The 22,921-nt window shown below is 60.8% G+C and carries 14 protein-coding genes and 7 pseudogenes; 13 read left to right on the top strand and 8 right to left on the bottom strand.

Annotated elements, in window-relative coordinates:
* Positions 1-21 precede the first annotated feature (21 nt).
* The 3 genes and pseudogenes from ACD578_RS29665 to ACD578_RS29655 all read left to right on the top strand — a co-directional run.
* Positions 22-918: pseudogene (locus tag ACD578_RS29665) on the top strand (IS3 family transposase); the annotation flags it as partial.
* A 378-nt stretch (positions 919-1,296) separates the two neighbouring features.
* Positions 1,297-1,797 (top strand): transposase, encoded by a 501-nt coding sequence (locus ACD578_RS29660; RefSeq protein ID WP_404294533.1) that lies wholly within the window; start codon positions 1,297-1,299, stop codon positions 1,795-1,797.
* Positions 1,798-2,694: 897 nt separating this feature from the next.
* Entirely contained in the window at positions 2,695-2,931 is a 237-nt protein-coding gene (locus tag ACD578_RS29655) for a DUF6894 family protein (RefSeq protein ID WP_404294531.1), read from the top strand.
* A gap of 87 nt (positions 2,932-3,018) precedes the next feature.
* Here the strand turns inward: ACD578_RS29655 and ACD578_RS29650 are convergent.
* Positions 3,019-3,576: pseudogene (locus tag ACD578_RS29650) on the bottom strand (DDE-type integrase/transposase/recombinase); the annotation flags it as partial.
* 479 nt (positions 3,577-4,055) lie between these two features.
* On the opposite strand from ACD578_RS29650, the gene ACD578_RS29645 reads away from it, so the two are divergent.
* Both ACD578_RS29645 and ACD578_RS29640 read left to right on the top strand, forming a co-directional pair.
* The gene (locus ACD578_RS29645; protein ID WP_404294530.1) at positions 4,056-4,472 is read left to right on the top strand and encodes a hypothetical protein; all 417 of its coding nucleotides are present in this window, start codon (positions 4,056-4,058) and stop codon (positions 4,470-4,472) included.
* A 65-nt stretch (positions 4,473-4,537) separates the two neighbouring features.
* Positions 4,538-4,891 carry a hypothetical protein gene (locus ACD578_RS29640; RefSeq protein ID WP_404294528.1) on the top strand — a complete coding sequence of 118 codons (354 nt, stop codon included), beginning with the start codon at positions 4,538-4,540 and terminating at the stop codon, positions 4,889-4,891.
* Between the two features lie 247 nt (positions 4,892-5,138).
* Here ACD578_RS29640 and ACD578_RS29635 read toward each other — a convergent pair whose 3' ends face one another.
* The 3 genes from ACD578_RS29635 to ACD578_RS29625 form a co-directional block, all read right to left on the bottom strand.
* Positions 5,139-5,939 carry a response regulator gene (locus tag ACD578_RS29635; protein ID WP_404295546.1) on the bottom strand — a complete coding sequence of 267 codons (801 nt, stop codon included), beginning with the start codon at positions 5,937-5,939 and terminating at the stop codon, positions 5,139-5,141.
* Positions 5,940-6,052: 113 nt separating this feature from the next.
* Positions 6,053-6,706: a response regulator transcription factor gene (locus ACD578_RS29630; RefSeq protein WP_404294527.1), complete on the bottom strand. Its 654-nt coding sequence runs from the start codon at positions 6,704-6,706 to the stop codon at positions 6,053-6,055.
* Positions 6,707-6,982: 276 nt separating this feature from the next.
* Positions 6,983-7,354, bottom strand: a complete 372-nt coding sequence (locus ACD578_RS29625; RefSeq protein WP_404294525.1) for a response regulator transcription factor — start codon at positions 7,352-7,354, stop codon at positions 6,983-6,985.
* A gap of 420 nt (positions 7,355-7,774) precedes the next feature.
* On the opposite strand from ACD578_RS29625, the pseudogene ACD578_RS29620 reads away from it, so the two are divergent.
* From ACD578_RS29620 to ACD578_RS29610, 3 genes and pseudogenes are all read left to right on the top strand, one after another.
* Positions 7,775-8,041: pseudogene (locus ACD578_RS29620) on the top strand (transposase); the annotation flags it as partial.
* Between the two features lie 694 nt (positions 8,042-8,735).
* Positions 8,736-9,770 (top strand): annotated as a pseudogene (locus ACD578_RS29615) (IS5 family transposase); the annotation flags it as partial.
* A gap of 842 nt (positions 9,771-10,612) precedes the next feature.
* Positions 10,613-13,768, top strand: coding sequence for a PAS domain S-box protein (locus ACD578_RS29610; protein WP_404294524.1), 3,156 nt, complete (start codon positions 10,613-10,615; stop codon positions 13,766-13,768).
* Positions 13,769-13,836: 68 nt separating this feature from the next.
* Here the strand turns inward: ACD578_RS29610 and ACD578_RS29605 are convergent, their stop codons facing one another.
* Complete coding sequence (locus ACD578_RS29605) at positions 13,837-14,190, bottom strand: hypothetical protein (protein WP_404294523.1); 354 nt, start codon at positions 14,188-14,190, stop codon at positions 13,837-13,839.
* 606 nt (positions 14,191-14,796) lie between these two features.
* Between ACD578_RS29605 and ACD578_RS29600 the strand changes: the two genes are divergently transcribed.
* Together ACD578_RS29600 and ACD578_RS29595 are read left to right on the top strand one after the other, a co-directional pair.
* Positions 14,797-15,783, top strand: a complete 987-nt coding sequence (locus ACD578_RS29600; RefSeq protein WP_404294521.1) for an IS481 family transposase — start codon at positions 14,797-14,799, stop codon at positions 15,781-15,783.
* Between the two features lie 77 nt (positions 15,784-15,860).
* A pseudogene (locus ACD578_RS29595) lies at positions 15,861-16,235 on the top strand (transposase); the annotation flags it as partial.
* 324 nt (positions 16,236-16,559) lie between these two features.
* Here ACD578_RS29595 and ACD578_RS29590 read toward each other — a convergent pair.
* Positions 16,560-17,642 carry an IS110 family transposase gene (locus ACD578_RS29590; RefSeq protein ID WP_404295543.1) on the bottom strand — a complete coding sequence of 361 codons (1,083 nt, stop codon included), beginning with the start codon at positions 17,640-17,642 and terminating at the stop codon, positions 16,560-16,562.
* A gap of 115 nt (positions 17,643-17,757) precedes the next feature.
* Between ACD578_RS29590 and ACD578_RS29585 the strand changes: the two genes are divergently transcribed.
* Positions 17,758-18,789, top strand: coding sequence for an IS110 family transposase (locus ACD578_RS29585; RefSeq protein WP_404294519.1), 1,032 nt, complete (start codon positions 17,758-17,760; stop codon positions 18,787-18,789).
* Between the two features lie 263 nt (positions 18,790-19,052).
* Here the strand turns inward: ACD578_RS29585 and ACD578_RS29580 are convergent.
* Positions 19,053-19,913 (bottom strand): annotated as a pseudogene (locus tag ACD578_RS29580) (IS110 family transposase); the annotation flags it as partial.
* A gap of 115 nt (positions 19,914-20,028) precedes the next feature.
* Between ACD578_RS29580 and ACD578_RS29575 the strand changes: the two are divergent.
* Positions 20,029-21,060: an IS110 family transposase gene (locus ACD578_RS29575; RefSeq protein ID WP_404294519.1), complete on the top strand. Its 1,032-nt coding sequence runs from the start codon at positions 20,029-20,031 to the stop codon at positions 21,058-21,060.
* Positions 21,061-21,478: 418 nt separating this feature from the next.
* Positions 21,479-21,982: pseudogene (locus ACD578_RS29570) on the top strand (transposase); the annotation flags it as partial.
* A gap of 192 nt (positions 21,983-22,174) precedes the next feature.
* Here the strand turns inward: ACD578_RS29570 and istB are convergent.
* Positions 22,175-22,918: an IS21-like element helper ATPase IstB gene (gene istB / locus ACD578_RS29565; RefSeq protein ID WP_404294518.1), complete on the bottom strand. Its 744-nt coding sequence runs from the start codon at positions 22,916-22,918 to the stop codon at positions 22,175-22,177.
* Positions 22,919-22,921: the final 3 nt, after the last annotated feature.

Genomic DNA, 22,921 nt, shown 5'->3' with positions numbered 1-22,921 from the left:
ACCCGTTGAATCCGTCACCGCTTTTTTCGCCAAGGAGGGAAGTCGATGAGGTTCATGTTCATCGATGCGGCGAAAGCGGCATTCCCCATCCAGCGCCTGTGCCAAGTTCTTGAGGTGAGCCAGAGCGGGTACTTTGCCTGGCGAAGTCGTCCGGCCTGCCAGCGTCAGCGCGACGATCTGGTGCTGCTCGCCCATGTCCGGTCCGCCTTTAGAGAGTCGAATGGCACCTATGGCAGCCCACGCATGACGCGCGAACTCCAGGATCAGGGCCTGCCGATCGGGCGCCGTCGGACGGCTCGATTGATGCGCGAGAACGGCCTCAAGGCCCGGCAGAAACGGCGCTTCAAACGCACCACCGACAGCCATCATGCTTTTCCGATCGCGCCCAACTTGCTCGAGCAGGACTTCTCGGCCGACCGTCCGAACCAGAAATGGAACGCTGATATCTCGTCCATCTGGACCAGTGAGGGCTGGCTCTACTGGCCGTGATCCTCGATCTCTTCGCTCGCCGGGTGGTTGGCTGGGCGGTCAGTGACCGGCTGCACAAGGAGCTGGCTGCACAAGGAGCTGGCTCTCGAGGCGCTGCGCAAAGCCCTGGTCATCCGAAGACCCGGTGAGGGGCTGACCCATCACGCTGACCGTGGCAGTCAATACTGTTCGATCGAGTATCAGGCCGAGTTGCGAAAGCACGGCATCCGGATCTCGATGTCCGGCAAAGGCAACTGCTATGATAATTCGGTGGTCGAGACCTTCTTCAAGACCTTGAAGTCCGAATTGGTCTGGCGCACGGTGTTCCAGACCCGAGCTGAAGCCAAGGCGGCAATCGGCCGGTACATCGACGGCTTCTACAATCCCATCCGGCGTCATTCGACACTGGATTATGTCAGTCCGGTTCAGTTCGAGACGCTGGCCGAATAGCTACAAAGCCGCTCTCCACAAAACCGAAGCAAATCCACACACAGACTGCCCCGTCAAGGAGGACGTCCAGGATCCGCGCCTGAGCGGACGTGTGTCCCTCGCGGGACGATGGATGAAGTGAGTTCGCAAAGCCGGTAGCTCCTTGCGCCTCATGGCGTCAGGAGGACGCCAGACAGATTGTTCCGCTTCATTGGTCTGACCCCATAGTGGAAGGGCCAAGAGCCGATTCGGAGAGAAGCGAGAGCCCGCGGGACATGCAATGCCATCTTGTGCGATCAGCCAGCCAAAAGCGCTTGACCCCAAACGGCCGAATAGAGAAGCCAGCTTTGCCGTCCTAGAGAAAAGCGCAGCGGGAGCACTGGATGCTCCTGCTCGTGGATGAGACGGGCCACAGCTTCCGCGCTCGGCCGGGCACGACGCGGGCTGACCCCGGTATTGCGGCGGGTGAGCAAGCGGCGGGAGGTGTCAAGCATCGTAGTGATCACGCCGGACGGACACCTTTACGCTCGCCACTTCCGCACCAGCATCCCAAGCCAGACCGTGATCTCGGCTCTGCGCTCCTTTCGTCGGAAAGTCGGCACGCCGCTGCTGGTGGTCTGGAATCGGCTCAACGCGCATCGATCGCAGGTCACCACCGCCTTCATCGCGGCCCATCCGCAGGACTTTGCCGTGGCCTACCTGCCGGCCTATGCACCCGAACTGAATTCAGAGGAGCAGTGCAATGCGTTCGTCAAGCGAGCCATGGAAAATGCGCTACCTGGATCAGTGGCCGATCTCCACCTTCTGGCGCCGCGCGAGTTCAGCCGCCTGCAGCGCCGACCCGAGATGATCGTCAGCTTCTTTCGGCACGCAGGTCTCTCGGTTGCAGGACTTTCGTGAAGATCATTAGATGCGAGACAGCAGTAACATCAAGGTATAAGTAACCTGGTCCCTAGGGCGGAGGGCCGTCGCACCGTGGTACGTCCCAAGCCGAACCCATGTACAATCGAGAGGTTCGCAACTGCGGCGTAGTCTTGAAAAGTAAGTATCAATGGCGCGTTAGGACGTCTGTCCATGCTCGAACGCTTCGACAATGTGCTCGCAGTGTTGGCTGTAGCAGCCGTCGTGTAACACCGCTTGCTTAGCCTGGTTGCCGATGCGCTTCCGCCAGAGAGCCGCCCTCAGCTCACGTCAGCGCAGCGGGTTCTGGTGCAACTCGGCCAGGAATAAGCTGGGCGGCTTATGCCGCAGCTACAATGACGGCAGCAGCACCGAAGGCCGGAAGATGGAGCGGGACAAGTATCATGTCCTGACTGAGGGGAGCTGGTATGAGGGACCCGAATTCACCTTGGCTTAAGGCAACCCGGATGTCGAGGATGTCGTCTGGTCTTTCCATGATGAAACCGAGACTATTCGCATACGATGCTTCTCTCCGGGTATTGCGACCTGAGCAAGCTGAGGACCACGATCTGCGAGTTTTTACGCACCCAAGGAGCAACTGGATGCACGAAGCGACGTTCCCCACGTGCCGAGATCGAAGCGCCTCTACTTCGGCGTCAGTAATTGCGACAGAGTTTGTTCATCACTGTTCACCGGCATCGGAGATGAGTATCTCTCTGCGCAAGCATCAGTGCGGAATCATTGATGTTGCCTTAGCGCTCATTGCTCTAGCCGCGGCAGTCGCCGCCTTTATGATACTGAATGATGCAGCAGAGGACCATAAGCACAAGCCAATTCCAGAGCTGCGATCGCTGTCTTGAAGTTGCTTCCTTGCAAATCTAAGTGCAGGTATCCACCATGCTCAGGTATTTCTTTCACATCTGCGACGGAGAAGAGGCTCTCGACGAGCAAGGCACCGTCCTCGCCAGCCGTGACGAGGCCCGCGCCCATGCAATTACGGTGGCAGGTGAACTCCTCAGAGATGCTGGGAAGAAAGGGTGGCGCGGAAGCGAGTGGCGGCTGCAGGTCACCGACTTGGCGGGTGCGACAGTCTGCACACTCAACTTTCTGGTTGAGGACGGCAGCACAAGCTAGTCGGCGCTGTCACATGTGGACATCAGGTACGACCCTATCGCAACTCTTGGCTAGAGTTGAAGGCATGGATCCGAGCTTCGCTCCACCTCATGCAGCGATCAGATCGAACTGCTCTACAAGCGAGAGGTTCGAGCGGCAGGCATACTTCGCCTGCCCTTTGCACACCATGTGAACCAGTTTGATCCCGCTCAGAATCACACGGGCACTGCTGATTGACTCCAGACCCAACATTGAACTGACGCGCCCCTTGATGGCCCGATAGTCCTGCTCAACGCGATTATTGAGATCGATGCTCTGCCGGATACAGATTGGTTTCAGCTTGCGCCTTTCTTGCAGCCTCTCCGTCATATCGCAGGACAGAATCGCTTCATGGTTGGTCTGGCGATCATCACTGGTAATCCGCCCTGGTCGGCCGTGTCGCTTGAAAGCCTTGCGAAGAAAGCGTTGTGCGGCGGTGAAAATTTGCCACTCGCTAAACCAGACATTAACCGTGTCACCGGTGCTATCACTGGCGCGGTAGAAATACTGCCACTCGCCAGTGACCGGACGCCTGCGGAGGTTGAACTGCTCCAACAAGAGCGAGGCCTAGTGATCCGTCCAGCGCTGGATGATGGCACGATCCATCGCCACGCCACGTCCGGCCATTGGGGGTGTCATGTCTGGATGGCGCCCGTTTGGCAATGTGATTGTTGATGACGTTTGTGCCTCGCGGGGCGGGTGCAGTCATGTCTCCGGCCTCCAAGCGCGGTGCTACATGACCGCAGGCCCTGATGTTTTACGCTGAAGCTGGTCACTCTCACGTTATCGCGCTTGACTGACGCAAGACAATGCCACGGGTTTGCCAGTTCCGGCGGTCCATGTCCGCTTTGGCTTCACATCATCTCATCATCACCGTGCCAACTGGATGTCCTAAGGGGTTTCTATTCAGACCGGTCGTGTCACGAGGATCGTCGTATCGATCGACCCAAACCAAAGTATGACCGCCGCAATCTCTCCCGATGATTGGCCCACCCACAAAGACAATCGAGCCCAATGATGAAATCGGCTAATGTCAGAACGTCAAGGCTCTCGAGGTGAACTTCACCAGCGAGAGCCGGCGAAGCGCCATCGTGCAGGAGACCGCTATGAGCCCGATCATCGAAGAATGCATCCTGATCGTGGACAGCAATCCGGGTTTTTGCGAGCGGCTTGCGCAGGAGTGCCGGGTTGCCAACTACACTGTTTTGACCGCCCACACGGGCGAGCGGGCCCTTCTCATCCTCAGGCATCGGCAGCACCGGATCGGCTGGCTATACTGCCGTGCTGCTCTACCGGGCTTGATCGATGGCTGGATTCTGGCAGACCAGTATCACGACGCCTATCCCAGCCGCCCTGTCATCATCGCCGCTCACACCACATGCCTCTCGGCGCGCGGCGACATCGTCCTGAACGAGCCGACAGTGACTGTCGTGTCAGAAACAATTCGGCATGTCATTGAGGGGACACAGGCGGCGCGAGCCGCTGCTCCGCTCGGGTTCAGCGAGCATCGACGCGCTGCATAAAAGGTGCGTCGCGCCCATTCCCCTTGGAGAATTGAGAATGCAGCGAGACAACAATGGAGCTTCGAATGGCATGGGACTGTCGCATTGATACCGGTCATTCTCCCTTGCCCGACCTCTCCCCGGACGAGATTGAGCAACAGATCATCCGCGCCTACGTCCAGCTCGTGTTCGCGGCCGAGAATACAGCCGGCGTTCGAACCACTCTTGTTGCACGGTTCTGCTCCCTCGAGGTGCGTCTCAGCGAACTTCCGGACGCGTCCGGCGTGCAGGATCTGCCGCCGTTCTGGCTCGAGATTTACTCGCATACCACCCGCTCGGCGGTTGATAGTCTCGGATGCTTTGAGTTCGATCAAGCCGAATTGGCCATGGCCGTAGACTTGGTGCTGAAGGCGCGGCACCGGCGCGAGCTCTATCACTAGGTGATTTCGGCTGTCATGTTGACTGACGTTAGGTTACCGTCGCAGGATTGTACGCTACAGGTTTGCTCAATTGGCGCCATCCTGGAGACTGTCTCGCAGACCAAAAGACCGGGTGCGGCTGCCTGGCTTCGAGCTCTATACCCCGGCGTCTCGAGCGACCGTCTAAATGGCAATAGGCGTAAAGTGAACTGCAAGCCGCTTGACCCTTCGTACTGGCTCGCTGACCTGAGGACCAGCGACTGGGAAACTATTGCATGACATCCTCATCCCTATTTCTCTTCAGAGCGGTATCGAGGCATTGGAGTAGCGCTTGCTCGTCGAACGGCTTGCTCAGGAGACAAACCACTCCAGTTTTCAGCAGTCGCGGCCGAATGCTCTCCTCGGGGGAAGCCGTGATAAATATTGTTGGTATGCCCTGATCTTGGGCGATCAAGAATCGGTGCAGCTCGATTCCGCTCATGCCCGCCATTTGAACATCCGTGATCAGACACGCCGTATCGCTCACGTACGCGGACTGCAAGAAGTCTTCAGCGGATTCAAACAGATGAACGATCATTCCAACCGAGCTCAGAAGGCTGTTCATCGCCGTCCGAACGGACTCGTCATCGTCGATGACCGAAATGATCGGAACTTTGGACAAGTGGCCAACCTTCCCGATGTGGGGAATGGAAAGCTCTCTGATTACGAAGCCGCTGTAAGTGCCAAGAGTATGAAGCGAATATACTCCAATGATATCATACTTAGGTTTTACAGGCGCGATGGCCTCGTGCGTGTCGCCAGAGACCCAGTCACTCTCGCCACTTCCGCTAAACTCAGCCGTCGCTTCGGACGGCAGATCGACCTCATGGGCGATTGAGGCCGCCTGTTGCCCCACCGTCGTGACGCCGGTGACATGCGCCAGCTCTATTTGTGTCTCGCGTAGGGGCTCCCGATCGGCCTCATGGAAGAGACTCAGCACAGACCGCCCAGTCAGCTTGCCGACAGTGTAGCCGAGCTGCACAGTGCCAAAGGGATTGATGGACAGGATGGTGCCGGGCACATCGGTGATGAAGTATGGTCGGGTTGTTCTCGAATACGGCCTGCCATGGCTCCTCGCTGTTCATTGAGCGGGAATTTGTCATCTCAGCGCGGGCCCCTCGTGCTGTCTCCGTACCCGTAGGCCTACTGTGAGGACGAGTGGCCTCTGAGCACCTCGGCCATTCTCACCAGATCGGCCAGCGAACGTGCGCCCATTTTCCGCATGACTTGGCCACGGTGGATTTTGACGGTAATTTCGCTGATCCTCAGCTCCCCCGCAATTTGCTTGTTCATCAGACCGGCGGCGACCAGGCTCATCACCTCGCGCTCGCGCTGAGTCAGGGTCTCGAAACAGACCCGCAGGTCCGACAGCTGGTTCGCGGCCCGTCGCTGCTGACGATTGCGCTCGAGCGCCATGGCGACCGCATCCAGCATGTCCTGATCGCGAAACGGCTTGGGCAGGAAATCGACGGCTCCAGCCTTCATGGCTTGCACCGACATTGGAATGTCACCATGGCCCGTTATGAAGATGATCGGAATGTGAATATTTGCTTTGGCCAGCTCCGCCTGAAGGTCGAGGCCGCTCAGTCCTGGCAACCTGACATCAAGCACCAGACAACTTTCCACGTCCGGAAAGGTGCTGCGCAGTAGTTTGGCGGCGGAACTGAACATCTCGACTTTGAGCCCGACAGAGCGAAACAGGCTTCCGAGTGCATCGCGCAGGGATTCGTCGTCATCCACGATAAAGATGACCGGCTCTTCGGCGTTCGCAGGCACTGGAGCTGAACGGTGCGACATGAGGCATCTCTCCAACTACCAGACGATCGCAATTAAATTAGCACCTTGAGCGGTGAAAGTGGAGAACAGAACAGCTTGATTTCACGCAAGGGAATGCCTGTGACCGGGGTACCCTGGCATAATTAAGCTCGGCTGTATCGTCAGCAAAATCGAACCGGGTAGCTGGCGATTCCGGCGGAGGAAACAATCGACCTTGGGTGGATAGTGGCTCGCCGCCTGGCTGAGCCTATCCATCCCTGTCCAGCCTATGTTTGGAACTGGCCCTCAGTAGCACTATCAGGTTTCTTTCAGAGCTCGATCAAGACAGTTAATCAAGACTTGTGGATCGAAAGGTTTGCTCAGGAAACAGATAGCTCCGGTATCCAGTGTACGCGCCCGGATTGGCTCCTCGGGGAAAGCCGTTATGAAAATGATGGGCGTGCGCTGACCTTTGCCTACCAAGTGGCGTTGCAGCTCGAATCCATTCATGCTCGGCATCTGAACATCCGTGATAAGACACGACGTGTCGTTCACACGAGGCGAGCCCAGGTAATCTTCGGCGGATGAAAATGTGTATACCGTGTATCCAATCGCCCTTAGAAGCCCCTTGATCGCGGCTCGGACGGATTCATCATCGTCAATGATTGTGATAATCGAGGATTTTTGCACGCGGCTCGTCCTTCTGCGTGTCCTTCTGCGTGCGAGAAACAAGAAACTTAGGATCATAGACCTCGCCAAGATAAATACGACTCGGTCACGAAGAAGGAAATCATACGTGAGTATGGCTGTGCATTAGCTCATCATGCCTAAAATGTGACCCTAGTTTTTCGTTGGCGTGGCCCTCCGGTTCACACAGAATGAGGTCCTTCGAGAAAGGAAGCACAGGTAGGATTCCAAAGGGGGGTCCACTGTCGGATCCGGCCTTAGTTCTGACACCTATCAGGAGATGAACATAGTCGGCCCTGAACAACCCACAACTTGTTGAGGGTGAAGGATTCTTCGGCTTCGCGAAGCATCGTAGAATGCCAGAGTATATCGTAGAATGCCAGAGTATCTGGGGACTGACCCGCTCAAACTTGGTGTTTTGCCATGGGACCCAAGCCGACGCTGCCGAGCTCCGGCGATCTCTACCGCAGCCGTCTCGATCCGATCCTCGATCAGCGCCATGAGCTCTTTCGCTTGGCAGGGCGGATCGGCTGGAACGGCTTCGATCAGGAGTTTGGCCGCTTTTATTGCCCACTCGGGAGGCCTGCGAAGCCGACGCGCCTGATGGTGGGTCTGTCCTATCTTCAGCACACCTTCAACCTGTCTGATGAAGCGGTGGTCCAGCGCTGGATCGAGAACCCGTATTGGGAGCGCCGGGAGACCGGCAAAGAGCAGGTGGTGCAAGTCCACCGCGATGAAGGAGTAGCGATCCACATCGACCCCGAGCCGTGCGAAGGCCGCCGCGAGGCTGCCGTCGAAGTGTCGGCAGGGGCACGTGCAGGCCAGCCATGGAGCCACGATAGGGTTCTTATCCCGGATGCCGACACGCTCCAGTACGTGGAAGGCAACATCCCGCAGCGCGCCAGCGCAAGGGCTGCGGGGATCCGGCGTGGTCGCAGACCCTGGCATGCACGCACGCTCTTTGCGCGGGAACCGGGAGATCTCCGGCTCGACCGTCAGTGTGCGTATCAGCCGACGGTCCGCATCGGGAAGGCGAGGAGCCGAAGCCGATGATGCACGAGCCGGAGAAGTCTGACCTCGCCATAGTAGCAACGAAGCCTGCGAACAAAGCCGGGACACTGGCGGCGGAGGGGGCGGAGCCAAGGGCGGGGACCGAGGGGAACACGGGCCATCCACGCACGCCCCGGACCCAGAGCCGGGCCAGCGTGTCACCGGGGCTGAACCGTGTCCGGCAGGCCGCAAGGCTGCGGAAGAAGGCGAGTATCCTTCATCCGTGGCTCGACCAGCGGTTTACCGGCACACACCCGAGGTAGGGTCGAATGCCTGAATGGGGCACGTTCAGATCTGTGCGGGGGTGCCTGGCAACAGGCATCCCTACCGCGAACAGTGGTTTTGCGGCTGCGAGTATTTCCAGCATCAGCTGCCCTGTGATCCGAGCTTGCTCACGCGCTGGCGCAAGCGGCTTGGACCAGCGGGACTGGAGATGCTGCTGGCGGCCACGATCCAGGCCGGGCTGGAGAGCGGCGCGGTGCAGCCCACGGCGATCACTCATCCCACCGACGCAAAGCTCTCTCTCAAGGCTCTCCTCGCCCTGGTGCGGCACGCCAAGAAGTGCGGCCTCACGCTGCGTCAGGCTCACACGCGTCTGGCCAAACGCGCAGCCGTGCAGGTGGGCCGCTATACCCATGCGCGCCAGACGCGGCGCGAGCTCAAACGGCTGAAGACCTATTTGGGACGCGTGTACCGCGATGTCGCCCGCAAGGTCGCCGCGGATGAGGGCCTCACCCTTCGCTTTGCCCGTCTGCTAAGCCTGACAGAGCGTCTTCTGACGCAGGAGCGCACGAGCCAGAACAAACTTTACAGCCTGCATGCGCCCGAGGTGGTGTGCATCGCCAAAGGCAAGGCACATCGGCCGTATGAGTTCGGCTCCAAGGTGGCGCTGGCGGTGACCAACCGCGAAGGGTTTGTGCTCGCCTCCAAATCGCTGGAGGGCAACCCGTATGACCGTCACACGCTCCGCACGACGATGGATCAGGTCGTGGCCATGACGGGCGTGGAGCCCTCGCGCATCTATGTCGACCAGGGCTATCGCGGGCACGGCTATGCGCACAAGGAGCGCGTGTTCATCACCCGCCAGCGGCGGGGGCTCACGCCCACGATCAAGCGCGAGCTGAGCCGCCGGTCTGCAATCGAGCCGATGATCGGGCCCATGAAGGCGGACGGGCGGCTGGGACGTAATCACCTGCTCGGAGCAGCCGGGGATGCGATCAATGCGCTGCTGGTGGCCGCCGGGCAAAATCTGCGGCTGAGCCTGAACTGGCTCAGGCTTTTTGTCGCTTGGCTCATGGCAGCCTTGATGAGTTCATCCGCGCAATCGGATACTTCTCAGGTTGCCTGGAATCCAAGGCCAGTCACCTGAAACTGCTTTGTTCAGGGCCCACGAACATAGTCCGTATGCCGCTTTCTCCGCTCTCGCGCAGCTACTGATCCGAGTAAACTTCCGTATAGAGATCTCATACCTTAAGACTTCAAACCTGAAACCAATTTCAGGTTGATCATCTCCGGGTGACATCGAATACTACTTGAACTTCCCTCCTGCATATTAGGCGAACTTAGGGCTGCGGCACTGGATCCATTTCTCCTCCAGGCGCAGCCCTTTTTGCACGATAATTTTGAACCGAACCCGGGGTAAGCACAACTCTCCCGATAAGTTGGCGGCGCTACGAGACCCCATGAGCGATGATTTAGGGCCGGACCCGGTGGCGTTTGTAGCTGACGGCATGGACATGCCAGTCGATCTGCTCGGCGCTCCCTCATGCTCACGTTAACGTGGCAACGCCGTGTCAGCCGTTGGTCGTCTTCTCGGTCAGCGCCATGTTGTTACGCTTCGTCAACGCCTTCGATGCTGCCGCTTTACCCGCAAGGCCGATCGAGACAAACTACCAACACTGCAAATGGAGCGACTGGCGATAGGGGCCAGCGGTTTGGCTCCGTCGCTCCGGAACTGGGATCCTCGCCATGTCCCTCGCAAGGCGGGACATGCGGCTGGAGTAGAAGCAAATGCAAGATCATGCGCCTTCATCGACAATTGTCACGTCGCGTGTTCTTCCCGTCATTAGCGCTGCCATCGCCATTGGGGTCTTCATTCTTGACACCATGAGTTCCACAGAGATTGCAGTCGCCGTGCTCTACGTGGGGGTTGTGCTGCTCTCAGCGAGGTATCTTCAGACGCGAGGTGTTGCGCTGGTGTCAGTGGGATGCATGGTGCTGACGATACTCAGCTATGTGCTGTCGCAGCACGATGCATCGCCAAGCATTGCTCTTTCAAACCGCCTTCTTAGCCTTGCGGCGATCGGCGTGACGGCCGTCCTCGCCGCACGAGGACGATCGCGAGAAATGGTGCTGCGCGAACAGGCCGGGCTTCTCGACCTCACCCACGACACAATCTTCGTGCGCGACATGAACGACGTCATCATTTACTGGAACCGCGGCGCCGAGGAGCTGTACGGGTGGCGCAAGGAGGAAGCTGTCGGCAAGGTCTCTCACCAACTCACGCAGACGATCTTTCCCAGGCCACTCAAAGAGATCATGGCCGAGTTGCACCGCAGTGGCCGCTGGGAAGGAGAACTCGTACACACCAAGAGAGACGGCACGCAGGCCATCGTGGCAAGTCGGTGGTCTATGCACAGGGACGCGCGGGGCCGCCCCGTCGCGATCTTGGAGATCAACAATGACATTAGCGAGCGCAAGCGGACGGAGGAGGAACTGCGGCGCAGCGAGGCCTACCTGGCGGAAGCGGAGGCGCTGAGCAAAAGCGGCAGTTGGGCATGGAAACCCGCCACGAAGGCGATCACCTACTGGTCGCAGGGACGCTACCGCTTGTTTGGCTTCGATCCGGAAGCAGGGATCCCGTCCTTCGAGGCGCTTCTCCAGCGCATCCATCCGGAGGATCGAGAAAAGTGGCTCGCGAACACGGAAATCGCGATTCGTATCAGGGGCGATTCCGAAACCGATTTCCGGGTCGTCCTTCCGGACGGCGAGATCAAGCACCTGCACGGTATAGGCCATCCCGTTTACAGCGCATCCGGCGACCTGCTTGAGATCGTCGGGGCGGCTATGGACGTTACCGAGCGCAAGCGCGCCGAGGAGGCGTTGCGGGAGAGCGAGGAGCGCTTTCGCACTCTCGTGCAATTCTCCTTCGACGTGTACTGGGAGACCGACGCGCAGCATCGCTTCATCCGCCAGGAGTTCGCCGAAAGCGTCGCCGACGCGCCGGCGCCGGGCTCTGAAATCGGGAAGACACGCTGGGAGGTGCCCTACCTGGAGCCAGATGAAGAAGCTTGGCGCAAACACCGGGAGACGCTCGATGCTCACCTGCCATTCCGTGATTTCGAGCTCGCGCGGCCGACACCCAACGGCGGCAAGCGCTACGTATCCGTTTCGGGGCTGCCGGTCTTTGACCAGACGGGGCACTTCATAGGCTACCGCGGCGTTGGGCGGCACATTACCGCGCGTAAGCAGGCGGAAGAGGCGCTGCGGGAGAGCGAGGAGCAATGGAAGGCGGTCTTCGAGAACAACCCGACCATGTACTTCATGGCGGACGCGGCCGGCATCATCCTGTCCGTCAATCCCTTCGGGGCCGAGCAACTCGGCTATACGGTTAATGAACTGGTCGGCACCCCGGTGCTGAGTGTACTCTACGAGCCTGACCGAGAGGCCGTCCAGAGCCATGTCGCCCGCTGCTTCGCTCAACCCAATCAGGCGATGAGCTGGGAGGCCCGCAAGGTGCGCAAGGACGGCACAGTGCTCTGGGTGCGCGAGACGGCCCGGTCCGTGCTGTTGAGGAACTGCCTCGTCATCCTGGTCGCATGTGAAGACATTACTGAGCGCAAGCGCGCCCAAGAGGCAGCCCGGCGGAGCGAACAAGAGCTGCGCGATCTGATCGAAAACCTGCCGGCCATGGTGTACATCGTTTTGCCGGGGCCCTCCGGGCCTATTGCTGCGTTTGCCAGCCGGGGGTGGCGAGAATACTCAGGCTTGTCTCAGGAGGACACGGCCGGATCCTGCTGGCAAAGCGTTGTTCATCCGGCCGACCTGGACCGCAATTTGAAGAAGTGGAAGGTGTGCGCAGCGGCGGGCGAGCCGTACGAAAACGAGTCGCGTTACCGCCGAGCGGCGGACGGGCAGTATCGCTGGTTCTTGGACCGTGCCGTGCCGCTGCGCGATGAGCACGGCACCATCATCAAGTGGTATGGCGTCCTGACCGACATTGAAGATAGCAGGCGGGCTGAGGACGCTTTGCGGCGGAGCGAGCACTATCTCGCCGAGGCGCAAAGGCTGAGCCATACTGGCAGTTGCGCCTATGACCCAGCCACCGAGCAAGCCATTTACTGGTCCGAGGAGATGTTCCGGATCCATGGATTGGATCCGGAACGCAGCCGTGCCCCCGACCTGAATGAGCTTGCTCGCTTTTGGCACCAGGACGATCGCGACCGAGTTCTCGAATGCGTCAGGACCGCAACCCACGAGAAAGCCGAGTATGTGGTCGAGCACAGGATCGTGCTGCCCGACGGAACGATCAAGCACCTCCAGGTGAGCGGGCATCCGGTGTTCGACGACACCGGAACCGTCGTTGAATACATCGGGACCGTGATGGATATGACCGAGCGCAGGCGCGCCGAGGAGGCGCTGCACAAGGCACATGCCGAACTCGCGCATGTCACGCGTGTGACGACGATGAGCGCGCTGACCGCCTCGATCGCGCATGAGGTCAACCAACCGCTCGGTGCCATCGTCACCAATGCCAACGCGGCCTTGCGCTGGCTCGCTCACGAGCCGCCCGATCTCGGCGAGGCCCGCGAGACACTGGAGCGCATCGCGCGGGACGGGCACCGAGCTAGCGAGGTAATCGGGAGGGTACGTGCGCTCCTCCGGAAGAAGACCACCGTCGCGGAGCAGGTGAACCTGAATGATCTCATCCAGAATGTAGCAGCCCTCGTCCATGGGGAGGTGGCTCAGCACCGGGTTCTGCTGCGCACCGAGCTGGCGCCCGACCTTCCGCTCGTGGCGGGCGACCAAGTGCAACTGCAGCAAGTCTTGCTGAACCTGGTGCTGAACGGCCTCGAGGCCATGAAGGAGGTGGCGGAGCGGCCGCGCGAGCTGCTGATCCGGTCCCGGCGCGAGGATGCCGGAGTGCTGGTGTCCGTGCAGGACGCCGGCGTCGGGCTGGACCCACAGAATGCGGAACGGATGTTTGAGGCATTTTACACGACGAAGGCGGCGGGCATGGGCTTGGGCTTGGCCATCTGCGGATCGATCATTGAGGCGCACGGCGGACGCTTGTGGGCGAGCGCCAACGAGCCTCGGGGCGCGGTCTTTCACTTCAGCCTGCCGATCGCCCAGGATAAGTCATCATGACTACGAGCCTCGGACCAACAGGTGGAAGCAACCTCTCGCACTGCTACTGCTTTGGAAGGCCCGATGATTCAGTGATTAACCCCTTGATGCTGCTTCGCTTGCAGAATCAATTCTGCGGCGGTCGATAATTCGTCCTCATCGAATTCGAAGCATTCGCAACTGTCGACGATAGAGCGGGTGGCGTGAGAGTAAATCTCGATCCATAGTGGTGGCCTATCCCGTGTTATGTACGCATCGGGAAATTCGGTAAGACGCACCTCAAGTGAATAGAACTGCGCGACGATCGCCGTCCGAGAACCATAAGTATCCATGGGCATGAATATCAGGCTGACATAGGCGCGGATCAGTAATCGCTCGACCTCGTCATAGCAGAGGTCGGGCAGGGAAGAACTGTCTACGCCATTATGACTGTACCATGACATTTCTAGCCTCCATAGCAGTCGCACTGTGCTTTCAGCTGGTCCACTGGGCGGTAGGCCGACATGGCCGTGTTTGCTACGCGGCACGTCTAAACTCGCCGCAATCAGCTGAAGCGATTCCTTGACTCGACTCGATTACGTGCCGAACTGTTTCTGACACGACGGACACTGTGGGGCGTTTCAGGACGATGTCACCGCGGGCAGTGAAGCGTGCGTCTTGATCGGAGATGACGGCCGGACGGTCGGGATAGGCATCATGATACTCATCCGCAAGGATCCAGCCATCGATCAGGCCAGGGAGAACAGAACTGCTGTAAAGCCAGCCGATTTGATACCGCCGATGCCTCAGGATGAGAAAGGCTTGCTCGCCTGTAGTGGCCGTAAAACATTGTAATTCTCAGATTGGAGCGCTTGCGCGAGCCCCTCGCAATAACCCGGGTTGTTATCGACAATCAGTATGCGTTCATTCGCTGCCGCGCTCATAGCATCCTCTTACACTAGCTGTTTGGTAGCGGAACGTTGTTGGGATCAGGTGCGTTGCGCGATTGAGGAGTACGCTTGGCGCTTTGACGGCCTGCGACGCCGAGCTCCTCACCGTAGGAGGACGTGATGCTGTCCATCCACCCGCAAGCCCGCACCACCCCGGCCATTCGGATTGAGATCGCCCGCTCGACTGAGCCCACGGGCGTGCTGGCCCAGCGCTTTAGTGTAAGCACGGAGACTGTCCGCAAGTGGCGCAAACGCGGAGTGCAAGACTGCCAGGACCATAGCAGCCGGCCGCACAAGCTGCCCTGGAAAGCCACGGAAGAAGAGCGGGCGATCGTCTGTGCCCTGCGGCAGGCCACCGGCTTCCCGCTCGATGATCTCACCTTCGTGGTCAGCCATTTCCTGCCGCATCTCAACCGCGATGCGGTCTACCGCATCCTCAAAGCCGAAGGCCTGGGCCGCCTGCCGCCGGCGCAGCAGCGCAAGCGCAAGAGCGGCACGTTCAAGGATTACGATCTCGGCTTCATCCACATGGACATCAAGCACCTGCCCAAACTGAGAACCGCCAATGGCGAGAGCCGCAAGCGCTTCCTCTATGTCGCCATCGACCGCTGCTCGCGCTGGGTGCATCTGGCCGTCAAGGACGATGAGCTGGCCACCAGCGCGGTCGCCTTCCTGAAAGAGGCGGTCCGCGCGTTCCCCTTCAAGATCACGCACATCCTGACGGACAGAGGATCCTGCTTCACGGCGGATGCTTTCGAGGGCGCCTGCCACCAGCTGAAGCTGGAGCACCGCAAGACCAAGCCCTACACGCCTCAGACGAATGGTCTCGTGGAGCGCTTCAACGGGCGGGTGCAGCGCGAGGTGCTGGGCATCACCATCTATAGCCATCACGACCTCGAGACGCTGCTCAAGGGCTTCAACCAGGCTTACAACAGGAGACGCCAGCGCGTGCTCAAGGGCGCCTCACCCGAGCAAGTTGTGCAACGGCGCCTGGCCGCCGAGCCGAAGCTCGCCAACCGCCGCTACAAGCTGCCCGATTCAGACGCGTTGCCGCCAGCCCTCCAGGTCGTCGCTGCCGCCAAGGAGGTCTCGCATCCAGACAACTAGCACTACTTTGGCAGGTATGAGGAACCGGGGGAGCCCCACCGGTTTTTCCGCTGAAGGATTTTCCGCGGGAGGTCGTCATGAGCACCTCAGTTGCGTGGGAGCACGAACTTCAGTCCTGGCTCGAACCCTTCCTCAGCCATCTGCATCACCCAGCCCGTCGGCGCATGTGCCCGCTCTATGTGGCAGGCCTGATTGGCCCCGGTGAGCGCAAAAGCCTGCAGCCCATCGCGGCTCGGCTTGCTCCTGTCGGCTACGACCAGCTGCATCACTTCGTGTCCGTGGGGCCGTGGGATGAGGCTCCGCTGGAGGCTGAACTGCTGGCGCAGGCCAATCGGCTTGTGGGTGGCCCTGAGGCTGTCCTGGTGATCGATGACACCGCTCTGCCGAAGAAAGGCACCCACTCGGTGGGTGTTGGTCCGCAGTATGCCGGGGTGGTGGGCAAGAAGGCGAACTCTGATGTTCGTTGTCAATGATGTCGGACGTGGGTGCGCGAGCCCTGCAACGATCAGGGCACTCAACGATGGAGCGATTGCGCAGGGCCGGAGGCAGAGCCGCAAGACGACGGTTGAGCAGACTCTGATGCGCGGGTTGGTCACCGCATTTCCGTGTGTTCGTCCGGGGCTGCCTCGATCTGCCAGCGGGCGTCGATGACACATCATCGGCCACACAATTCGCACGAGGGTTCCCCACCGAGGCTCTGCCTCCGGTACTGCGCAACCGCAGATGTCAGTCCAACCTGATAAGATCCTCCGCAATCACCGTGAGCTCGTTCGGCTTTATGCGGCCGAGCGCGGCTCGATCTCGCGCCCGATCGCCCACAGGAAGGCTGCCATCTCCCGCGCGATCGCGGTGGTGACCACAGTCTGGCGCTTGCCAGCCGCCATCAGCCGACGATAGCGCGCGCACAACCGCACCTGCGCCTTCCAGGCAATCGCCCGCACGATCTGCGGCAGCTTCTCCTGGCGCTCCTGCAGCAAGCGGCTCATTCGGGCCGGAAAGCGATAGGTCCAGGCGCCCTCGATCAGGACCCGACGCACTCTCGCGTTGCCCGCTTTGGTGATGCTGCCCCGCCGCACCCGCTCGCCGGTCGAGCTCTCACACGGCACCAGACCCAGATAAGCCATCAGCTGACGCGGGCGCTCGAAGCGGCGCACATCGCCAATCTCCGCCACAAAGATCACGGCGGTCAGCAGCGCCACTCCGCGCAAAGCCTGATAGGCCTCCACCACCGGCGCCATCGACCAGGTTGAGACCACCTCAGCCACTTGCTGGGTCAGCCGCGCGAGGCGGGCCTCGGCATCCTCGATGGCCTGCCGATACTCGCGCAGGACCAGGTACTGGGCTGGATGCTCGAAGATGAGTTCGGCCAGCCAGCGGGCATGCGCCCGGGTCCACGGCTTGCGGCCGGAGAAGATCCGTCCATGGCGCAACAGAAACGATTGCAGATGCTGGCGCTTCTCGCGCAGATCTGCCATGGCGGCCTCGCGCGCCCGCACCAGTTCGCGCACGGCCTCATGCCCCGGATCCGGCACCCAGATGGCGGTCAGCTCGCCGGCCCGGTGCAGCCGGGCCAGGGTCAAGGCATCGCGCCGGTTGGTCTTGACCCGTTCGCCCGGGCGTTTGGGGATCAGGGACGGGGCGATGACCGCACAATCGTATCCGAACGCGCTGATCTGGCGCTGCAGGCCATAGCCGGTCGGCCCCGCCTCATAGCAGAACAACAATTCGCTGTGTCGGCTCGCCAGCTTGTGGACCAGACGCCGCACCGCCTCGGGGGTATTGTCGATCTCGCCGAGAAAGCGGACTTCGCCCTGACGGCCGTCCTCGGCCACGGCGCCCGAGATCTTCAGTTTCGAGATGGGATATTCGGCCGGCTGCGGAGCCCTCCACTGGTTGATGGGGGCAGTGCGTCAGGCCAATGATACAACGAGAGCAGTTGAGAACGACTTCGGGTCTTAGTAGAGGAAGCGCAGCATGAAGCACTACGTGGGTCTGGATGTTTCGGTCAAGGAGACATCGGTGTGCATTGTCGATGAGACAGGGAGGATCTGTCGCGAGTTGAAGGCTCCCAGCCATCCGGAGGACCTTCTTCAGGTCCTACAAGATCCTGCCTGGCGGATGGAGCGGATCGGCCTTGAGGCGGGCCCGCTCTCCCAATGGCTCTTCGATGGGCTCGCCAGGGCAGGCTTGCCCGTCGTGTGTATCGAGACCCGGCACACCAAGGCCTTCCTCAAGGCCCAGGTCAACAAGACCGACCGGAATGATGCCCGCGGCATCGCCCAGATGATGCGGGTCAACCTGTTCCGACCGGTTCACGTCAAGACGCTGGCGAGCCAGAAGCGCCGTGCGCTGCTGACCGCCCGTAAGCTCCTGCAGGAAAAGGCCATTGCCATCGAGAATGATTTACGCGGTCTGCTCCGCAACTTTGGCCTCAAGGTCGGAGTTGTCGGTGCGCTCAAGTTCGAGGAGCGTATTCACGAACTGGTGGCTGGCCTGCCGGACCTGGCCGAGATCACCAAGCCGCTTCTGGATGCTCGCCGGACCCTGCGCGAGCACTTTGCCAGCCTGCATCGCAAGCTTCTGGAGATTGTGCGTGGCGACGAGGTCTGCCGCCGGCTCATGACCGTCCCTGGAGTAGGGCCTGTGGTCGCTCTGGCCTTCGTCGCCACCATCGACATCCCAGCCCGGTTTCGGAATTCCAAAGCGGTGGGGCCGGCTCTGGGCCTCACGCCCGTGCAGCATCAGTCCGGCGAAAGCAAGCGGGTTGGCAGGATTTCGCTGTGTGGTGATGGCATGATGCGAACGCTGCTGTTTGAAGCCGCTCAGACGCTGCTCACGCGAGTGACGAGATGGTCGTGGTTGAAAGCATGGGCGATGAACGTGGCCAAGCGGCGCGGAGCGAGAAAAGCAATCATTGCGCTGGCCCGGCGCCTGGCTGTCATCCTGCATCGCGTGTGGAGCGACGGAACCGAGTTCCGGTGGGCGAAGGCGGCATCGGCCGCCTGACACACGATCACGATTCAAGAAAGTCTCGGAACTTCGCCGGCTGGCGGAGCGGTCTCCCTCGCGGGACGACGAATGAAGTGAGTTCGCTGGATACCTGGTCTCCTTCGCAAGTTGCGAGAGAACGCTTTAGAGATTGTTCCACTTCATTCTTCTGATCCCATTATGGAAGGGCTTTGATGCCGATTCCGGAAAGAAGCGAGAGCCTGCAGGGGGCCACTGCACCGAACGCCGCGATGGATTTAAAGACGCTTGACTGGAACTAGCCGAATAAAGAAGGCGCCCTCGATCAGGACCCGACGCACTCTCGCGTTGCCCGCTTTGGTGATGCTGCCCCGCCGCACCCGCTCGCCGGTCGAGCTCTCACACGGCACCAGACCCAGATAAGCCATCAGCTGACGCGGGCGCTCGAAGCGGCGCACATCGCCAATCTCCGCCACAAAGATCACGGCGGTCAGCAGCGCCACTCCGCGCAAAGCCTGATAGGCCTCCACCACCGGCGCCATCGACCAGGTTGAGACCACCTCAGCCACTTGCTGGGTCAGCCGCGCGAGGCGGGCCTCGGCATCCTCGATGGCCTGCCGATACTCGCGCAGGACCAGGTACTGGGCTGGATGCTCGAAGATGAGTTCGGCCAGCCAGCGGGCATGCGCCCGGGTCCACGGCTTGCGGCCGGAGAAGATCCGTCCATGGCGCAACAGAAACGATTGCAGATGCTGGCGCTTCTCGCGCAGATCTGCCATGGCGGCCTCGCGCGCCCGCACCAGTTCGCGCACGGCCTCATGCCCCGGATCCGGCACCCAGATGGCGGTCAGCTCGCCGGCCCGGTGCAGCCGGGCCAGGGTCAAGGCATCGCGCCGGTTGGTCTTGACCCGTTCGCCCGGGCGTTTGGGGATCAGGGACGGGGCGATGACCGCACAATCGTATCCGAACGCGCTGATCTGGCGCTGCAGGCCATAGCCGGTCGGCCCCGCCTCATAGCAGAACAACAATTCGCTGTGTCGGCTCGCCAGCTTGTGGACCAGACGCCGCACCGCCTCGGGGGTATTGTCGATCTCGCCGAGAAAGCGGACTTCGCCCTGACGGCCGTCCTCGGCCACGGCGCCCGAGATCTTCAGTTTCGAGATGGGATATTCGGCCGGCTGCGGAGCCCTCCACTGGTTGATGGGGGCAGTGCGTCAGGCCAATGATACAACGAGAGCAGTTGAGAACGACTTCGGGTCTTAGTAGAGGAAGCGCAGCATGAAGCACTACGTGGGTCTGGATGTTTCGGTCAAGGAGACATCGGTGTGCATTGTCGATGAGACAGGGAGGATCTGTCGCGAGTTGAAGGCTCCCAGCCATCCGGAGGACCTTCTTCAGGTCCTACAAGATCCTGCCTGGCGGATGGAGCGGATCGGCCTTGAGGCGGGCCCGCTCTCCCAATGGCTCTTCGATGGGCTCGCCAGGGCAGGCTTGCCCGTCGTGTGTATCGAGACCCGGCACACCAAGGCCTTCCTCAAGGCCCAGGTCAACAAGACCGACCGGAATGATGCCCGCGGCATCGCCCAGATGATGCGGGTCAACCTGTTCCGACCGGTTCACGTCAAGACGCTGGCGAGCCAGAAGCGCCGTGCGCTGCTGACCGCCCGTAAGCTCCTGCAGGAAAAGGCCATTGCCATCGAGAATGATTTACGCGGTCTGCTCCGCAACTTTGGCCTCAAGGTCGGAGTTGTCGGTGCGCTCAAGTTCGAGGAGCGTATTCACGAACTGGTGGCTGGCCTGCCGGACCTGGCCGAGATCACCAAGCCGCTTCTGGATGCTCGCCGGACCCTGCGCGAGCACTTTGCCAGCCTGCATCGCAAGCTTCTGGAGATTGTGCGTGGCGACGAGGTCTGCCGCCGGCTCATGACCGTCCCTGGAGTAGGGCCTGTGGTCGCTCTGGCCTTCGTCGCCACCATCGACATCCCAGCCCGGTTTCGGAATTCCAAAGCGGTGGGGCCGGCTCTGGGCCTCACGCCCGTGCAGCATCAGTCCGGCGAAAGCAAGCGGGTTGGCAGGATTTCGCTGTGTGGTGATGGCATGATGCGAACGCTGCTGTTTGAAGCCGCTCAGACGCTGCTCACGCGAGTGACGAGATGGTCGTGGTTGAAAGCATGGGCGATGAACGTGGCCAAGCGGCGCGGAGCGAGAAAAGCAATCATTGCGCTGGCCCGGCGCCTGGCTGTCATCCTGCATCGCGTGTGGAGCGACGGAACCGAGTTCCGGTGGGCGAAGGCGGCATCGGCCGCCTGACACACGATCACGATTCAAGAAAGTCTCGGAACTTCGCCGGCTGGCGGAGCGGTCTCCCTCGCGGGACGACGAATGAAGTGAGTTCGCTGGATACCTGGTCTCCTTCGCAAGTTGCGAGAGAACGCTTTAGAGATTGTTCCACTTCATTCTTCTGATCCCATTATGGAAGGGCTTTGATGCCGATTCCGGAAAGAAGCGAGAGCCTGCAGGGGGCCACTGCACCGAACGCCGCGATGGATTTAAAGACGCTTGACTGGAACTAGCCGAATAAAGAAGGTATCCAGACCGACAAACACTTTGCTCTTCTGCTGCATGGCTCGTCCCCTGTGCGGGAGGCTCGGCGCCGGCCCATCCGGCGCAACCCTCGCTCATCGCATAGTGTGGACGAGCCACCTCCGCCGGCAACGAACATACGGTCTGCCAGGTGCTGGTTTCCCTCACGCTTGCCAAGGATGAGGTGCCGATCCCAGTCGCCTTGCGCCTGTTCCTGCCTGACACCTGGATCAAGGATCCCGGGCGCCTGCAGCGCGCCGGTGTGCCCGAGCCTTTCTGGACGGAGTGCTCGAAGCCGCAGATCGCCCTCACTGAGCTCCAGCGTGTCATGCAGGCTGGCGTGAGCTTCGGGGCGGTGCTGGCCGATGCCGGCTATGGCATCAGCGCACCCTTCCGGCAGGCGCTCTCGGCTCTGGGGTTGCGCTGGGCTGTGGGCACCGTGCGCATTCAGAAGGTTTATCCGGCCGATGTGCAGATGGTGGCCTCCACCACCACGCGCGGACGACCCCGCAAGACGCTGATTCCGGATGTCGAAGCGGTTTCGGCCGAGGCTATGCTGGCTAAGGTGTCATGGCGCCGGGTCACCTGGCGGCGTGGCACCAAAGGCCCGTTGCAGGCGAGGTTTGCCACTACGCGTGTGCGGGTGGCTGCGCATTCCAGGGATGGTGATCGGTGGCTCCACACGATCATGATCACTCGTTCCAGTGATCGTGATCACTGTCAGCGTTGACCTGGCAGTGCGCTGAGCGGAGTGAAGCGGTCCGTACCGCTGGCAGTTGTAAGGTGGTCTGGAAACAGGCTTCGGGTCAAGTCCGGCGCCAATGATCAAAGGTCTCTCGGATCATGCCACACTCCTGTCGCCGGCACGGCGGCGCAGACTGTCGCCCTTGAGTTCAATCCGATGCGCATTGTGAATGACGCGATCCAATATCGCATCTCCAAGAGTCGGGTCACCAATCACATCGTGCCAGTGTGACACGGGAACCTGGCTCGTGATCAGCAGCGAGCCCTTGTCGTATCGGTCATCGGCGATCTCCAGCAGATCCCGGCGCTGCTCGGCGGTGAGCGGCTCCGGGCCCCAGTCGTCGATGATGAGCAGATCCGTGCGCTCCAGGGCGCTCATCAGCCGTGCCAGACGGCCTTCGCCGCGGGCCTGAGCCAGATCAGAAAACAGGCGCGGCGCCCGGCGATACAGAACCGAGAAGCCGTCGCGGCAGGCCTTGTGGCCGAGCGCACAGGCGAGCCAGCTCTTCCCCGTTCCGGTCGGGCCGACAATCGCCAGGTGATTGTGATCGCGCACCCATTGGCTGGTGGCCAGCGCCTGGAACAAGGCCCGGTCAAGGCCGCGCGAGCTGCGGTAGTCGACATTCTCGACAGTGGCGCTCTGGCGTAGTTTGGCCGCGCTCAGGCGGCGCGCCAGACGACGGTTGTCGCGGAACGTCGCTTCCCGATCGACGAGAAGACCGAGCCAGTCGGCATGGGGCATCGCGGCCGCGTCGGGGTTGGTCTGCAACTCGAGCAGCGTGTCGGCCATGGCGCTCAGGCCAAGGGTGCGCAGGCGTTCGACGGTAGGATGAAGCAGCATGAG

The organism is Microvirga sp. RSM25, from assembly GCF_044784385.1.
GTDB lineage: Bacteria > Pseudomonadota > Alphaproteobacteria > Rhizobiales > Beijerinckiaceae > Microvirga > Microvirga tunisiensis.
The sequence above is the reverse complement of the archived record's forward strand: the minus strand, read 5'-3'. Positions and strand labels throughout refer to the sequence as shown.